Annotated in this window: 9 protein-coding genes; 6 read left to right on the top strand and 3 right to left on the bottom strand. The window is 65.6% G+C overall.

All coding sequences use genetic code 11. The annotated features are described in order from the left end of the window. Window positions 1–32: 32 nt before the first annotated feature. On the bottom strand, window positions 33–3,212 hold the full coding sequence (locus tag ACI48D_RS00560; protein ID WP_435569253.1) for an error-prone DNA polymerase: 3,180 nt from the start codon (window positions 3,210–3,212) through the stop codon (window positions 33–35). A gap of 117 nt (window positions 3,213–3,329) precedes the next feature. After that, the gene (gene ltrA / locus ACI48D_RS00555) at window positions 3,330–5,063 is read right to left on the bottom strand and encodes a group II intron reverse transcriptase/maturase (RefSeq protein WP_435569252.1); all 1,734 of its coding nucleotides are present in this window, start codon (window positions 5,061–5,063) and stop codon (window positions 3,330–3,332) included. Between the two features lie 665 nt (window positions 5,064–5,728). Here ltrA and ACI48D_RS00550 point away from each other — a divergent pair. Both ACI48D_RS00550 and ACI48D_RS00545 read left to right on the top strand, forming a co-directional pair. Further along, window positions 5,729–6,499 (top strand): PhzF family phenazine biosynthesis protein, encoded by a 771-nt coding sequence (locus ACI48D_RS00550; RefSeq protein ID WP_435569251.1) that lies wholly within the window; start codon window positions 5,729–5,731, stop codon window positions 6,497–6,499. Window positions 6,500–6,504: 5 nt separating this feature from the next. Beyond that, complete coding sequence (locus tag ACI48D_RS00545) at window positions 6,505–7,026, top strand: hypothetical protein (RefSeq protein WP_435569250.1); 522 nt, start codon at window positions 6,505–6,507, stop codon at window positions 7,024–7,026. A gap of 27 nt (window positions 7,027–7,053) precedes the next feature. On the opposite strand, the gene ACI48D_RS00540 is transcribed toward ACI48D_RS00545, so the two are convergent. Next, complete coding sequence (locus tag ACI48D_RS00540; RefSeq protein WP_435569249.1) at window positions 7,054–7,749, bottom strand: FadR/GntR family transcriptional regulator; 696 nt, start codon at window positions 7,747–7,749, stop codon at window positions 7,054–7,056. A gap of 151 nt (window positions 7,750–7,900) precedes the next feature. Here ACI48D_RS00540 and ACI48D_RS00535 point away from each other — a divergent pair, with 151 nt between their 5' ends. The 4 genes from ACI48D_RS00535 (at window position 7,901) to ACI48D_RS00520 (ending at window position 14,950) form a co-directional block, all read left to right on the top strand. Continuing rightward, entirely contained in the window at window positions 7,901–9,607 is a 1,707-nt protein-coding gene (locus ACI48D_RS00535; RefSeq protein WP_435569248.1) for a lactate permease LctP family transporter, read from the top strand. 9 nt (window positions 9,608–9,616) lie between these two features. Next, window positions 9,617–10,750 carry an FMN-dependent L-lactate dehydrogenase LldD gene (lldD, locus tag ACI48D_RS00530; RefSeq protein WP_435569247.1) on the top strand — a complete coding sequence of 378 codons (1,134 nt, stop codon included), beginning with the start codon at window positions 9,617–9,619 and terminating at the stop codon, window positions 10,748–10,750. A gap of 75 nt (window positions 10,751–10,825) precedes the next feature. Continuing rightward, the gene (locus tag ACI48D_RS00525) at window positions 10,826–11,596 is read left to right on the top strand and encodes a type 1 glutamine amidotransferase domain-containing protein (protein ID WP_435569246.1); all 771 of its coding nucleotides are present in this window, start codon (window positions 10,826–10,828) and stop codon (window positions 11,594–11,596) included. Window positions 11,597–11,683: 87 nt separating this feature from the next. After that, a complete protein-coding gene (locus tag ACI48D_RS00520; protein WP_435569245.1) occupies window positions 11,684–14,950 on the top strand; it encodes an EAL domain-containing protein in 3,267 nt (1,088 codons plus the stop codon). Window positions 14,951–14,956 lie beyond the last annotated feature (6 nt).

Raw genomic sequence — 14,956 nt, 5'->3', positions numbered from 1 at the left:
TCGTTCCCGCCTTCGCGGGAACGACGGCGGCGCTAACAAAAATCCCTGCTCCGCGTATCAAGTCCCCCCAGCAGGTGCGACATATCCACCAGGCGCTTGGCCACCAGGTGCCTCACCTCCCCCTCCCTCTGCCAGATCCCATACACGCCCAGCAGATGCGCATTCAGCACTTCGCGGCGCTGCTGTTCGACCAGGCTGGCCCACACGATCACGTTGACGTTCCCGGTTTCGTCCTCGATGGTCAGGAACAGCACGCCCTTGGCCGTGCCCGGACGCTGGCGCACGGTGACGATGCCGCAGGCGCGCGCCAGCTGGCCGTCCTGGAAATCCATCAGCACCTCGGCCGGCAGGAAGCGCTTCGCCAGCAGCTGCGGCCGCAGCAGCGCGAGCGGATGGCGGCCCAGCGTGAGCCCTTGGGCGCGGTAGTCGCCGACGATCTCCTGCCCTTCGCTGGGCGCGGCCAGGATGGGGGTCTGTTCTTCGAGGCCGGCGGGGCGCAGCAGGTCCTTGTCCGGCACCGCGCCCACCGCCTGCCACAGCGCCTGGCGGCGGTGCCCGGCAAGCAGCTCGAGCGCATTCCCGCCGGCCAGCACCTGCAGCTCACGACGCTCCAGGCTGGCGCGCCGCGCCAGGTCGGCCACGTCGACGAAGGGCCGGATCGCGCGCGCCAGTTCGATGCGTTCGGCGGCGTCCTGCGCCATCCCGCGCAGCATGTGCAGGCCCAGGCGCACCGCCGGCTGGCTATCGCCTGACTGAGCGTCCAGTTCCTCCAATGCCGACTCCCAGCCGCTGACCGTCACGTCCACCGGGCGCACCTCGATGCCGTGGCGGCGCGCATCCTGCACCAGCTGCGAAGGGCTGTAGAAGCCCATCGGCTGGCTGTTCAACAGCGCGCACAGGAACGCCGCCGGCTCGTGGCATTTCAGCCAGGAGCTGGCATAGGCCAGCAGCGCGAAGCTGGCCGCGTGCGATTCCGGGAAACCGTATTCACCGAAGCCCTGGATCTGGCTGAAGATCTGCTCGGCGAAGCCGATGTCGTAGCCCTTCTGGAGCATGCCGCCGACGATACGCTCGTAATATTTTTCGAGTCCCCCTTTTCTCTTCCAGGCCGCCATCGCGCGGCGCAGCTGGTCGGCCTCGCCCGGCGTGAAGCCGGCCGCCAGGATCGCCACCTGCATCACCTGCTCCTGGAAGATCGGCACCCCGAGCGTACGTTCCAGCGCCACCTTCATGTCCGGGCTCGGATACGTCACCAGGCGCGGATCCTCGCGCCGCTTCAGGTAGGGATGCACCATGCCGCCCTGGATCGGCCCGGGACGCACGATCGCCACCTGGATCACGAGGTCGTAGAACGCGCGCGGCTTCATCCGCGGCAGCATGCTCATCTGGGCGCGCGACTCGATCTGGAATACGCCCACGGTATCCGCCGCGCGGATCATGCGGTAGGTGGCCGGGTCGTCCGCCGGGATGTCCTGCAGCTCGAAGACGTCGCCGTGGCGCTGGCCGACCAGGTGGAGTGCCCGCCGCAGCATCGACAGCATGCCCAGCGCCAGCACGTCGACCTTCATCAGGCCCAGCTCTTCGAGATCGTCCTTGTCCCACTGGATCACGCTGCGCTCCGCCATCGTCGCGTTCTCGATCGGCACCAGGCGCGAGAGCTTACCGCGCGCCATCACGAAGCCGCCCGGATGCTGGGACAGGTGGCGCGGGAAGCCGAGCAGACGCTGCGCCAGCGATGCCCATTGCTGCGACAGCGGCGCGTCCGGATCGAGGCCGCTCTCGGCCAGCCGCGCCAGGAGGTCGGCCTTGCTGTCGAACCAGTGGTGCTGCTTGCACACCTTCTCGACGATGGCGAGGTCGATGCCGAGCGCGCGCCCGCTGTCGCGCAGCGCGCTCTTGGGGCGGTAGCTGATCACCACCGCCGCCAGCGCCGCCCTGGTACGGCCGTATTTCCGGTAGATGTACTGGATGACCTCTTCGCGGCGCTGGTGCTCGAAGTCGACGTCGATGTCGGGCGGCTCGTTGCGCTCCTTCGAGATGAAGCGCTCGAACAATAAGCTGGCCCTGCTTGGGTCGACCTCGGTGATGCCGAGGCAGTAGCACACCGCCGAGTTGGCGGCCGAGCCGCGGCCCTGGCAGAGGATGTGCCGGGAACGGGCGAAGCGGACGATGTCGTACACGGTCAGGAAGTAGTGCTCGTAGCGCATCTCGGAAATCAAGCCCAGCTCGTGCTCGATCTGCGCCTGCACCTTGGCCGGGATGCCGTCGCGGAAGCGCCGGTGCGCGCCGATATAGGTCTCGCTGCGCAGGTAGCTGGCGGCCGTGTGGCCGGGCGGGACCACCTCGTCCGGATATTCGTAGCGCAGCTCGTCCAGCGAAAAGGTGCACCGGCTGGCGACACGGATGGTCTCCTGGAGCGCCGCGCGCGGATAGATGTTCGCCAGCCGCACCCGCGAGCGCAGGTGCTGCTCGGCGTTCTGGGCCAACTGGTAGCCGCATTCGGCGACCGGCTTGCCGATCCGCGTCGCATTCAGGGTGTCCTGCAGCGGCTTACGCGAGCGCACGTGCATGAGCACGTGGCCGACCGCGACGATCGGCAGGCCGTGCTGCCAGCCGACTTCCTCGACGCTGGCGCGGTGGGCATCGTCGAAGGCGCGGTGCAGCAGGTTCAGGCCGATCCAGGCGCGGCCCGGGAAGCTCAGCGCCAGCCACGCCGCCTGGGCATGCAGGCGGTCGACCCCGGCCTGGTCGTGGCCCGGATACGCGGGCAGCAGGATCGCCAGGCAGTCCGGCATGCCATTCTCCAGGTCGGCGGGACGCAGCAGGTAGCTGCCCTTCCCGCTGCGGGTGCGCCCGAGCGTGATCAGCTCGGACAGGTTGCCGTAGCCGTTGCGGTTCTGCGCCAGCAGCACCAGCGAGAGCGCCCGACTGCCGTCCGGATGCTCCAGGTGGAAATGGGCGCCGATAATGAGCGGCAGCCTGGCCTGCTTCGCCTCCGCGTGCGCGCGCACCACGCCGGCCAATGAACACTCGTCGGTGAGCGCCAGCGCCGCATAGCCCAGTTGCACGGCCCGCGCCACCAGTTCCTCCGCGTGCGAAGCGCCCTGCAGGAAGGAAAAGTTCGACAGGCAGAACAGTTCCGCATACTGGGGCAAGCCCAGGTGCAGGCCCTGCTGCGCAGGCGACTGGGATGGTGGCGGCTCGGGTGGCATCGTCTCGGCAAATAGGTCTACAATTGTTTTAACTAAAGACAATAGTCGGGTAGCAGAGCTGTGTTTCCACAGCCCCGCCCCCTCAGAACCGTACGTGCCAGTTTCCCGGCATACGGCTCAAGTTTCTACAAAGGCCCGTTTTACCGGACCCGGTTTCTCCAACTTGATTCCCTGGCTATGCACCTGCTTATGGCAAGTGTCATGCAACAGGACCTCGTTGGACGCTATCTCTTTGCCGCCCTTGCAGCGCTCGATGATGTGATGCACGTGCATGTCGCCGACTTCTAATAGCTCGTGACATACAAGGCATCGACCATGCTGAGACATCCACAGGTCAGCGATTCTTTTTCTGCCCTGGGTCGATTGCTCCATGCGCCAGACTGCGCGCTTCTCGAAGTATTCTTCCCATGCAGGATCGTAGGGATTCGCATCCGCCTTGATCTTCTGATGACGCTCTATCGGAAGTTTTGCCGCGTGTCTCAACACCCGATACGCAAACTCGCCTTCCTCGGACATGCCACCGACTCGGACTGCAAACATCCAACTTCTTTCTCCGATCCGATGGAAATACCGCTCTTTTATCCAGTTGTTGATTTTGTTCGGATGCCGGCGTTTTGCCCATTTCCACAAGCAGTACCAAATCTGGTTGTCCACATTCGAAAACGTATGCTTCGAAACCACATGACGGTGATACCTTGCCCAGCCATCGATCACCGGGTTCAACACCTCGATGACTTTCAACTGTGGCGCCGCACATAGCTCCTTTACAAGACCCCGCACCTTCTGCAGGAAAGCCTTGACGTTCTTCCTGGATGGCTTGATCAACAGCTTGCTGTTGTATCGCCTGATGTTTTGCCCCAGGAAGTCATACCCCTCCGTAATGTGGCTGATCTTCGTCTTTTCTGGGGAAAGCGACAGACCCCGGCCAGCAAGGAACTTTTCCACCGCCGGCCTGATCCGCTCTTCCAATAACTCTCTGCTTGCACCCGTAATAACGAAGTCATCCGCGTAACGTACGAGGTTCACTTTCGCCTTCTTGCATTGCTCCTTGCTCCCGAGTGCATCCCTGAGAGCCTGTTCCAACCCATTCAGCGCAAAGTTCGCCAGCACCGGGCTGATGATCCCGCCTTGCGGCGTTCCTTTCTGCGTCGGTGCGAATACGTTCCTTTCCAAGTAACCGGCTTTCAACCATTTCCTTAATATGCTCGCGTCCATCGGGACATGTGCGAGCAACCAGTCATGGTCGATGTTATCGAAGCAGCCTTGAATATCCGCTTCGAAAATCCACTCCGCCGAACGACGTGCTCCTCTGTCGTTCGGATTACCGTGATAGCGCGCGTTCAAGTAGCACTGCGCGATCGCATCATGGGTGGAGCGAGCCTTGCGGAACCCATACGATTGCTCATCGGAGATCGTTTCGGATACAGGATCCAGCGCCAGCAAGTACAAGGCTTGCATGGCCCGGTCCCGCATCGTCGGGATGCTCAGGGGCCGCATTTTGCCGTTACTCTTCGGGACGTATATCCGTTTGAGCGGCAAAGCTTGATACCCCCGCCTCTTCAACGAATACACCGCGTCCATCTTGGTTGCCGGAGTCGACCATGTTGCGCCGTCTACTCCGGGCGTGCGTTTGCCCTGGTTTTCAGTCACCCGCCGTACGGCCAAGGCTTTGCCGTAAAACGAGCTGGTCAGCAGCCTTTGCAAGGCTTTCACCTTGTTCCAGCGCTTTTCCTGAGTCGCCTTCACGATACGGGTCTGCATTCTCCTGACATGCCTGTACGCCTCGGCCCAATCGATACCGTGCCAAGGTGTCGTCATGTCGGCAAGCGCACACGTCGACTGCCCGCTCATTTGCCTTCCTGCCTTCGAAGATTATGCAAACGCTTTCGTGACGAGAAACCAGCTGGAAGTCTGCCCGCTTTCGCGCTGGATGACTCCGGTGTGACCCTGCATCCATATCCGGACCATTACAGCCCGGCCTTTGCTTTCTCCAGCCTCCTTTACCCGCCCATCCAACAGTGTTCCTCACGGTCCACCTGCCCGAGGGCAGATAGACGGGCTTACCCTGTTCCGTTGTTTCAACAGAATGGCCAGGTTCCTTCTTTACGCCGGGGACCGTTGTCGTCTGCGTGCTCCCTAGCCAGACGGGAGACACCAGATCCCATAGCTTTTGCCCTCAGCCTTTCAGCATCTTTGGCTGGACTGTTTGCTCGCGACGCTTGCAAAGGTTCACTTTCGTTAACCATCTTCCATTCGAGCCAGGCCCAGCTCTCCGCGTGATGCTCGCAGAGGTCCTCATACCTCGCGGTATGATTTAGGTCTTTCGACCGCGGTACCTTGTCCCTGAAGCTTCGCACCCGGCCGTTACCAGCCATGCACGTTCAGGTAGGCTACTGCTGGCAGAACAGCAGGTCCTGTCATCCTTTCTTCCAGGAAGCAGGACGGTTGAAACAGCGACTTTTCAGGTCGCACCTGTACAAAAACACAGTATAACTGACGACTTCCGCAAGCGAAACATGCACGTACAAACATTGAAATGCTTCGGGGCGAAGCCTGGAGACGGCAACCCGGCGCTGGTGATCGAAGGCGACGGCATGGACGCGGCCGCGCGCCAGGCCTTCGCCGCCGAACAAAATACGACCTGCGTTTTCCTGTCAAAGGATGGCGAAGTCGATTACTTCTATCCGCACATGCGCAGCCCGCTGTGCCTGCACGCGACGCTGGCGGTGGCGGCGGTGCTGTTCGCGCGCACCCACGCTGGCGACACGATCGCCGTGCGCACGGCCATGAAGGGGCAGCGCCTGCTGCTGTCGCGCGAAGGCGACGACTATTTCGTGAAGCTGGCGCCGCAGCCGGCGCCGCACATTCAGGTCGACGCGGAACAGGTGGCGGCCCTGCTGGACGCGCCCGGCCTGGCCCTGGCGTGGGCGCCGCGCGTGGCCTCGGTCGGCAGCCCCAAGCTGCTGGTCGAGGTGCGCGATGCGGCCACCTTGTACGGCCTGGCGCCCGACCTGGCCGGCATCACGGCCTGGGGCAAGGAACACGGCGTGAACGGTTTCTATGTCTACTGCCGGCTGGACGCGGGGACGGTCGAGGGCCGCAACTTCAACCACCTCGATCCGGCCCTGGAAGACAGCGCGACCGGCGTGGCCGCGGGCGCGCTGGCCGTGGCGCTGGGCCGCGGCCTGAGCGTGCGCCAGGGCCGTGCGACCGGGCGCGACTGCCTGATCCGCGCACGGGTCGAGGACGGCGCTATCCTGGTGGGCGGAGCGGCCGAAGCCGCCTGACACACATGCATCCCGCCACCAAGCTCATGCTGGCAGCTACCCTCCTGGTGCTGGGCGGCTGCGCCTCGAAGACGGTGTCCCGGATGGGCAGCGCCGCCGCCGCCCCGCTCAAGGACCTCGGCATCAGCAAGGAAGAGATCCCGGCCGTGCTCGAGAAAGCCAAGGACAACCCCTACCGGATGCCGGCCGGCCGCAGCTGTGCCGCCATCGCGCGCGAGATCCGCGAACTCGACGAAGCGCTCGGCCCCGACTACGACGCACCGGCGGTGGAGACCAAGGAATCGCTGGCGGACAAGGCGTCCGACGTCGCCGAAGACCAGGCGGTCGGCGCGGTGCAAAGGACGGCCGAGGGCCTGATCCCGTTCCGCAGCTGGGTACGCAAACTCAGCGGTGCGGAGCGGCATTCGAAGCATGTGGCCGCCAGCCTCACGGCCGGGTCGGTGCGGCGGGCTTTCCTGAAAGGCCTCGCCTCTTCGCAGCATTGCGCCTGGCAGGAGAAGCAGCAGGCGGCGCCGAAGCCGCCGTAAAAGCCACTGGTTGGACCAATTCCCGGTCTATCCGGCGTCCTGTGCAATGCGGCTGCGCACGAAGTCGATATGGCTCTGCATGGCAGTACGCGCTTCTTCGGGACGGCGTTCACAGATCGCTTCGCATACGCAACGGTGCTGCGACAGCAGTTGCTCGGAAACATCTTCGTCCAGTTCGCGCAGGCTGGCGTTATTGATCGTGATGTGCTCGCGCAGCATGTTCAGGATACTGCTATGCAAGTGCAGGAACATGGTGTTGTGCGATGCCAGCGCAATCGCCTCATGCAGCTTGGAATCCATGCTCGCCTCGACGGCCTTGTCGCCGGCGCGGCGGGCAGACTCCAGCTGGCCCAGCAGCTCGCGGATGCGTTCGTGGTCCGCCGTATTGCCGCGCAGTGCAGCGAAATACGCGGTCGCGCCTTCCAGCACCCGGCGAAACTCCAGGATGTCGTCGCGCACGGCCGGATGATCGGCGACCAGCTGGCCCCACGGCGAGGCGCTGCTGGTGCGCAGCTGATCGGTCACGAAGGCGCCCGAACCGCTACGGCTGCGCACCAGGCCGCGCGCGGCCAGCCGCTGGATCGCCTCGCGCACGGTGTTGCGCGATACGCCGTACTGCTCTGCCAGCACCCGTTCGGAAGGGAGCCGCGCATTGGCCTGGAAGTTTCCGTCCAGCATTGCCATCTCCAACCGGCGCACGATTTCCTCGACGCGTCCCTGCATGTGCTCCCCACTATTCATTGTCTATTTTGCATGCAAATGCGAACTGGTCCAACCAGTTTGTCGTGCGCTGCAGATGCTGGAATTATGCGGACAACAAGAATAAAACGCAAAAATTAGAAGTTACAAATCAATTCCTATCGAGGAGACCGGCGTGCACCAAGCATGGAACCAAATTTATTCACCACTCGGCAGCCTGTGGCTATCCGCCCTGGCGGCTGCCATTCCCATCATCTTCTTCTTCATCGCCCTGGCTGCCCTGCGCATCAAGGGGCATGTAGCTGCGGCGATTACCCTGCTGCTGGCCATCGGCGTGGCAATCTTCGCCTATGGCATGCCGGTGCCGCAGGCGCTGGCGGCGGCCGGCTACGGTTTTGCCTACGGCCTGTGGCCGATCGCCTGGATCATCGTCACGGCCGTGTTCCTCTACAAGATCGTGGACAAGACCGGACAGCTCGACATCATCCGTGCCTCGATCCTGTCGATCACCGATGACCAGCGCCTGCAACTGTTGCTGATCGGCTTTGCCTTCGGTGCCTTCCTGGAAGGCGCGGCCGGCTTCGGCGCGCCGGTGGCCATCACGTCCGCGCTGCTGGTCGGGCTCGGTTTCAATCCGCTCTACGCCGCCGGCCTGTGCCTGATCGCGAATACCGCGCCGGTCGCGTTCGGCGCGATGGGCATTCCGATGATCGTGGCGGGACAGATCACCGGCATCGACCCGATGCATATCGGCGCCATGGCCGGCCGCCAGCTGCCCTTGCTGTCGCTGCTGGTGCCGTTCTGGCTGGTGTTCATGATGGATGGCATGCGCGGCATCCGGGAAGTCTGGCCGGCGGCGCTGGTCACCGGCGGCAGCTTTGCGGTGACGCAGTATTTCACCTCCAACTTCATCGGCCCTGAGCTGCCGGACATTACCTCGGCGCTCGTGTGCCTGTTCTCCCTGACGGTCTTCCTCAAGGTATGGCAGCCCGCCGGCGCCAAGGCCGGCACGCCGGTGGTCGCAGCCGGCGGCGGCACCGCCGCCCTCGGCGGATTCCCTGGCGGTAGCGGCGCCCGGCCGCGCAGCCGCAAGGCGTCGCCGTATTCGCCGGCGCAAACCCTCCGCGCCTGGGCGCCCTTTTTCATCCTCACCGCCGTGGTTACCGTGTGGAGCCTGCCGCCGTTCAAGGCCCTGTTCGCAGGCAAAGGGGCGCTGGCCGGCACCATCCTCAAGTTCAAGATTCCCTTCCTCGATCAACTGGTCGTGAAAACCGCGCCGATCGTCGCGACGCCGAAAGCCTACGAGGCCGTGCTCAAGGTCGACCTGGTCTCCGCCGTCGGCACCGCGATCCTGCTGACCGCGATCATCTCGGTGGCACTGCTGCGCATGAAGCCGCGCGCCGCCATTGCCGCCTTCGGCGAGACCCTGCTCGATCTGCGCCGCCCCATCCTGTCGATCGGCCTGGTGCTGGCATTCGCCTTTGTCGCCAATTACTCCGGCATGTCGTCCACGCTGGCACTGCTGCTGGCCGGCACCGGCGCCGCCTTTCCCTTTTTCTCGCCTTTCCTGGGCTGGCTGGGCGTGTTCCTGACCGGTTCGGATACCTCGTCGAATGCGCTGTTCTGTTCGCTGCAAAGCACGACCGCCCACCAGATCCACGTGTCCGACACCTTGCTGGTCACGGCCAACACCACGGGCGGCGTGACGGCCAAGATGATTTCGCCGCAATCGATCGCGGTCGCCTGCGCCGCCACCGGGCTGGTCGGCCGGGAATCGGAACTGTTTCGCTTCACGGTCAAGCACAGCCTGCTGTTTGCCGTCTTCATCGGCCTCATCACGCTGCTGCAAGCCTATGTTCTGACAGGCATGGTGCCTCACTAAGCTTTAGACATGATCATCTCTTCCGCTACCGATTATCGCGAAGCTGCGCGCCGCAAGGTTCCGCCCTTCCTGTTCCACTATCTCGACGGCGGCGCCGGCGCCGAGCAGACGCTGCGTGCCAACATCGACGACCTGCAGCAGGTGAAGCTGCGCCAGCGCGTGCTCAAGGGGTCGGAGGACCTGGACCTGTCGACCGAATGGTTCGGTGTGAAATACGACCTGCCGGTCGCGCTGGCGCCGGTCGGGCTGACCGGCATGTATGCGCGCCGCGGTGAAGTGCAGGCGGCCCGGGCGGCGGCCGCGCGCAAGGTCCCCTTCATCCAGTCGACCGTCTCGGTATGCCCGCTCAAGGAAGTGGCCCACGCTTCGAACCGGCCGATCTGGTTCCAGCTCTACGTGCTGAAGGACCGCGGCTTCATGCGCGATGTGCTGCAGCGTGCACGCGAACTCGGCGCGACCACGCTCGTCTTCACCGTCGACATGCCGGTACCGGGCGCGCGCTACCGCGACGCGCATTCCGGCATGAGCGGCGCGTCCGGCCCGCGCCGCCGCATGTGGCAGGCGATGATGCATCCGCGCTGGGCCTGGGACGTCGGCCTGCTCGGCCGTCCGCACGACCTCGGCAACATCTCGGCCTACCGCGGCCATGCGACCGGGCTCGAGGACTACATCGGCTGGCTGGCCGCCAATTTCGATCCGGGTATCGGCTGGTCCGACCTGCAATGGATTCGCGACGAGTGGCAAGGTCCGATGGTGATCAAGGGCATCCTCGAAGCACAGGATGCGCGCGATGCGAAATCCTTCGGCGCCGACGGCATTGTCGTTTCCAACCATGGCGGCCGCCAGCTGGACGGTGCACTGTCCTCGGCGCGCGCGCTGCCGGCGATTGCCGACGCGGTCAAGGGCGGGCTGACGATTTTCGCCGACGGCGGCGTACGCACCGGCACTGACGTCATCCGCATGCTCGGCCTCGGCGCCGATGGCGTGCTGCTCGGCCGCGCTTTCGTCTATGCGCTCGCCACCCATGGCGAGGCCGGGGTGCGCAGGCTGTTCGAGTTGTTCGAGAAGGACATGCGCACCAACATGGTGCTCACCGGCGTGCGCTCGATCCGCGAGATCGGGCGCGACATCCTCGCCCTGTAGACCGTCGCAATATTAGCGGAACTAAAGCCACGTCAGCCAACTCTGCTAGCAAGAGGCGATCGATCGGAGGAAATCATGAGCGCAAGCGGAAAACTCGCCGGCAAGCGGATTGCCGTGCTGGCGGCGGACGGTGTCGAACAGGCGGAACTGGACGCCGCGCTGGCGGGGCTGAAGGACGCGGGCGCGCAGGCCGCGCTGGTGGCCCTGCGTGCCGGCCGGATCCGCAGCATGCAGGGGCACCAGCCGGCCGACCTGGTCCGGGTCGACAGGACGGTCGTCAATGTCCGTGCGGCCGACTACGATGCGCTGCTCATTCCCGGCGGCTATATCTCGCCCGACCTGCTGCGCCAGTCGGCCCAGGCGCGCGAGTTCGTGCGCGGCTTCAACGACGCCGGCAAGCCGATCGCGGCGATGTCGCACGCGGCCCTGGTGCTGGTGTCGACCGGACTGGCGGCCGGGCGCAGGCTGACTTCCTGGCCGGGCGTGCGCGACGACCTGGTGAATGCCGGCGCGATCTGGTGCAACCAGGAAGTCGTGCGCGACGGCCGCATGCTCACCAGCAGGACTCCGCAGGACGCCGCCGCCTTCCTGCGCGCGCTGCTGCCCCTGCTGGCCGGCGATGCCGAAGCCGCCCCGGCCATGCTGCAGGCGAACTCCGATCCGCCGCAGCAGGCGCCCTCCGAACTGCCGGACCAGTCGCTGCGCTGGCTGGCCGCGCCCTCGCTCGGGGCCATGCTGAGCCTGGCGATCGTCGGGGTCGGCGTGGTCGCGGCCAACCGCAGCCTGCGCAAGCGCGAAAGCCGGGACGCGCAATCCGGGCAGGTGCAGGCCGGCCCGGACGCTTGACCGGTCCGCCCTCGTCCGGCCGCGCGTGCGCCGGAGCGCGGCAAGCGCTTCGTGATATCGTCATGCCAACTTCCGGAGAGTTTGTCCATGCGGCTCCTGCGCATCGTCGTGCTTGCTATACTGTGCATTCCCTGGCTCGCCTCGGCGGCGCCCCTGCGTGTTGTCCTGGACGAAAACTACCCGCCTTTCGTCCACCGCACCGCGGACGGCCAGCTTGAAGGCTATACGGTCGACCTGTGGCGGCTGTGGGAGAAAAAGACCGGCAGGCAGGCCGAGCTCATCGCCGTGAACTGGGCCGACGTCCAGCCGACGCTCGCCAGTGGCAAGGCCGACGTGATCGATACCATCTTCCGCACCGAGGAGCGCACCGCCACCCTCGATTTCTCGAAGCCCTACGCGACGGTCGGCACGGCCGTGTATGCCGATGCGTCGATCGGCGGCGTCCACGACATTGCCAGCCTGAAAGGATTCGAAGTCGGTGTCCAGGCCGGTGACGCCTGCGCCGAGGAACTGCGGCGCGCCGGCGTCACCGGGGTGCGGATCTACCCGAACTACCGGTTGCTGGTCGACGCGGCCGCCAGCCAGAGCATCAAGCTGCTGTGCATGGACGAATATTCGGCCGACTACCGCCTGTACCAGCTCGGCCTGCAGCGCCAGTACGTCAAGGCCTTCGAAGTCACCCGTAACGGCCTGCGGCGCGCCGTCAGGAAGAGCGACGCCGCCACCCTCGCCATGGTCGAGGACGGCATGGCGCGGATCACGCCGGACGAACTCGACGCCCTGCACGACAAATGGATGGGCCGCACCCTCCCCTTCGTCCGCTACGCCGGGCGGCTGCTGCTGGCCCTGCTTGCGCTGGGCGGGCTGGTGCTGCTGCTGGCCGTCTGGCTGACTTCCGTGCGGCGCGCGGTACGCAGGCGCACCGCCGAGCTCGAACAAGAAAAGGCGCAGCTGCGCACGCTGGTCGAAAGCAGCCCCGACGCGATCTGGCTGAAGGACCCCGACGGTATCTACCTCGCTTGCAACACGCGGCTGGAGGAGCTGGTGGGCAAGCCGCGCGCGGACATTGTCGGCCGGCGCGACGAGGACTTGTTCGCGCCGGCCGCGGCCGAGCGCATGCGCAACACCGATCTCGAGGCGCTCCGCACCGGCACGCCGGCCGTGCACGAACAGCGCCTGACGGCCCCTGGCGAGTCGAAGGAGCGGAGCTTCGAAACGATCAAGACCTCGGTCGTCGCCGCCGACGGCAAGGTCCTGGGCGTGCTGGGCGTCGGGCGCGACGTGAGCATGCGCCTCGAGCACGAGCGCACCATCCGCAGGCAGGAACGCTTGCTCACGGAAATGAGCGCCCTGGCCCGGATCGGCGCCTGGGAGCTCGACCCCGCCACCGGCCACCTGGAGTGGACCGATGAGCTGGCCAGGATCTATGAACTGCCCGCCGGGCAGCCGGTGACGCTGGCCGCCTGCGAGGCCTGCTACAGTGCGGAAGACCGGGCGCTGGGCGAGCGCGCGCGCGACAAGGCCTTTGCCGCCGGTAAGCCTTTCGACCAGGAATTCCGCATCCTCACCGCGGCCGGCACGCGCAAGTGGGTCCGCGTGCTGTGCGTCCCCGTGACCGCGGACGGCCGGACGGTACTGAGCGGCACCGTGCAGGACGTGACCCAGCGCCGCGACCTCGAAGAATCGATGCGGATGGCGAACCTGATCTACCGCACCAGCTCGGAGGCGGTCGTGGTCACCGACGAAGCCAACCACATCGTCGACGCCAACCCGGCCTTCACGGCGCTGACCGGCTATGCGCTGGACGAGGTTGCCGGCTGCGAGCCGTCGCTGTTCGGCTCGAGCATGCACGACCAGGGTTTCTACGCCCGCCTGCGGCAGTCGCTGGCGGCCAACGACCACTGGCAGGGAGAGATCCACGACCGCAACAAGGACGGGCGCTTCACGGTGAAGTTCGTCAACATCCGCGTAATCCGGCATCCGGACGGCCGCGTCTACCGCCACGTGATCCAGTTCCAGGACATCAGCGAGCAAAAGCAGAAGGACGAAGTGATCTGGCGCCAGACCAACTTCGATTCGCTGACCGGCCTGCCGAACCGCCGGCTGTTCCTCGACCGCCTGCAGCAGGACCTGAAGAAGGCCCAGGGCGCGGGGCGCCGGCTGGGCGTGCTGCTGCTCGACATCGACCGCTTCAAGGACATCAACGACGGCTACGGCTACGCCCGCGGCGACGAGGTCCTGGTCGAGCTGACCCGGCGCATGGCGCGCCGCATCCCGGCCGACGCGACCATGGCACGCCTGGGCGGCGGCATGTTCGCCATCGCGGTCGGCCAGGGCGAACAGCAGCTGCACCTCGAGACCATCGCCGGCGCCCTGAGCGACGGGGTGGCGGCGCCGCTGCGCCTCGGCCCCGACGGCATGGCCTACCTGTCGGCCAGCATCGGCATCAGCGTCTACCCGGACGACGGCGCCGACCCCGGCGCCCTCCTGGCCAGCGCCGAACACGCCATGTACAAGGCCAAGCGTGCCGGGCGCGGCCACTTCCAGTATTTCACGACCTCGCTGCAGCAGCAGGCTGCGCACAAGCTGAGGCTGACCAACGACCTGCGCATGGCGCTCGCCCGGCGCCAGCTGCACGTGTACTACCAGCCCATCGTCGAAGCCGACACCGGGCGCGTGCGCAAGGCCGAGACGCTGCTGCGCTGGGAGCATCCCGAGCTGGGCCTGATCAGCCCGACCAGCTTCATCCCGCTGGCCGAGGAGACCGGCCTGATCGACGACATCGGCGAATGGGTGCTGGGCGAGGCCATCGCCAGCATCGAGCGCTGGCGCCAGAAATACGACTGCCTGATCGAACTGAGCGTGAATATCTCGCCGATGCAGTTCGAGCGCCAGGGCAAGCTGCCGTGGCTGGACCGCATCCTGGCGATGGAGTCGTCGAGCCGCAGCATCACCGTGGAAATCACCGAAGGCATCCTGGTAAGCGACGCCGCCCAGGTCTCGCGCTGCCTCGGCGCCCTGCACGGCGCCGGCGCCAAGGTCTCGATCGACGATTTCGGCACCGGCTTCTCTTCGCTGGCCTACCTGAAGCACTTCGATGTCGATTACCTGAAGATCGACAAGTCCTTCATCGACCAGCTGGCCGAGGACGGCAGCGACAAGGCGGTGACGGAGGCGATCATCGGCCTGGCGCACCGCCTCGGCATCGAAGTGATCGCCGAGGGCGTCGAGCACGAGGCCCAGCGCGCCCTGCTGGCCGCCTTCGGCTGCGATTACATCCAGGGCTGGTACTACTCGAAAGCCCTGCCGCGCGAGGCCTTCGAGGAATACCTGGAGCGGCAGATGGCGTACTGAACGGCG

Source organism: Massilia sp. LXY-6 (assembly GCF_051233485.1).
Classification (GTDB): Bacteria; Pseudomonadota; Gammaproteobacteria; order Burkholderiales; family Burkholderiaceae_D; genus Telluria.
The sequence above is the reverse complement of the archived record's forward strand: the minus strand, read 5'-3'. Positions and strand labels throughout refer to the sequence as shown.

Excerpts from the sequence above, each read along its gene's own strand:
- ACI48D_RS00560 (WP_435569253.1), bottom strand. The coding sequence starts at position 3,212 with ATGCCACCCGAGCCGCCACCATCCCAGTCGCCTGCGCAGCAGGGCCTG.
- ltrA (WP_435569252.1), bottom strand. The coding sequence starts at position 5,063 with ATGAGCGGGCAGTCGACGTGTGCGCTTGCCGACATGACGACACCTTGG.
- ACI48D_RS00550 (WP_435569251.1), top strand. The coding sequence starts at position 5,729 with ATGCACGTACAAACATTGAAATGCTTCGGGGCGAAGCCTGGAGACGGC.
- ACI48D_RS00545 (WP_435569250.1), top strand. The coding sequence starts at position 6,505 with ATGCATCCCGCCACCAAGCTCATGCTGGCAGCTACCCTCCTGGTGCTG.
- ACI48D_RS00540 (WP_435569249.1), bottom strand. The coding sequence starts at position 7,749 with ATGCAGGGACGCGTCGAGGAAATCGTGCGCCGGTTGGAGATGGCAATG.
- lldD (WP_435569247.1), top strand. The coding sequence starts at position 9,617 with ATGATCATCTCTTCCGCTACCGATTATCGCGAAGCTGCGCGCCGCAAG.
- ACI48D_RS00525 (WP_435569246.1), top strand. The coding sequence starts at position 10,826 with ATGAGCGCAAGCGGAAAACTCGCCGGCAAGCGGATTGCCGTGCTGGCG.
- ACI48D_RS00520 (WP_435569245.1), top strand. The coding sequence starts at position 11,684 with ATGCGGCTCCTGCGCATCGTCGTGCTTGCTATACTGTGCATTCCCTGG.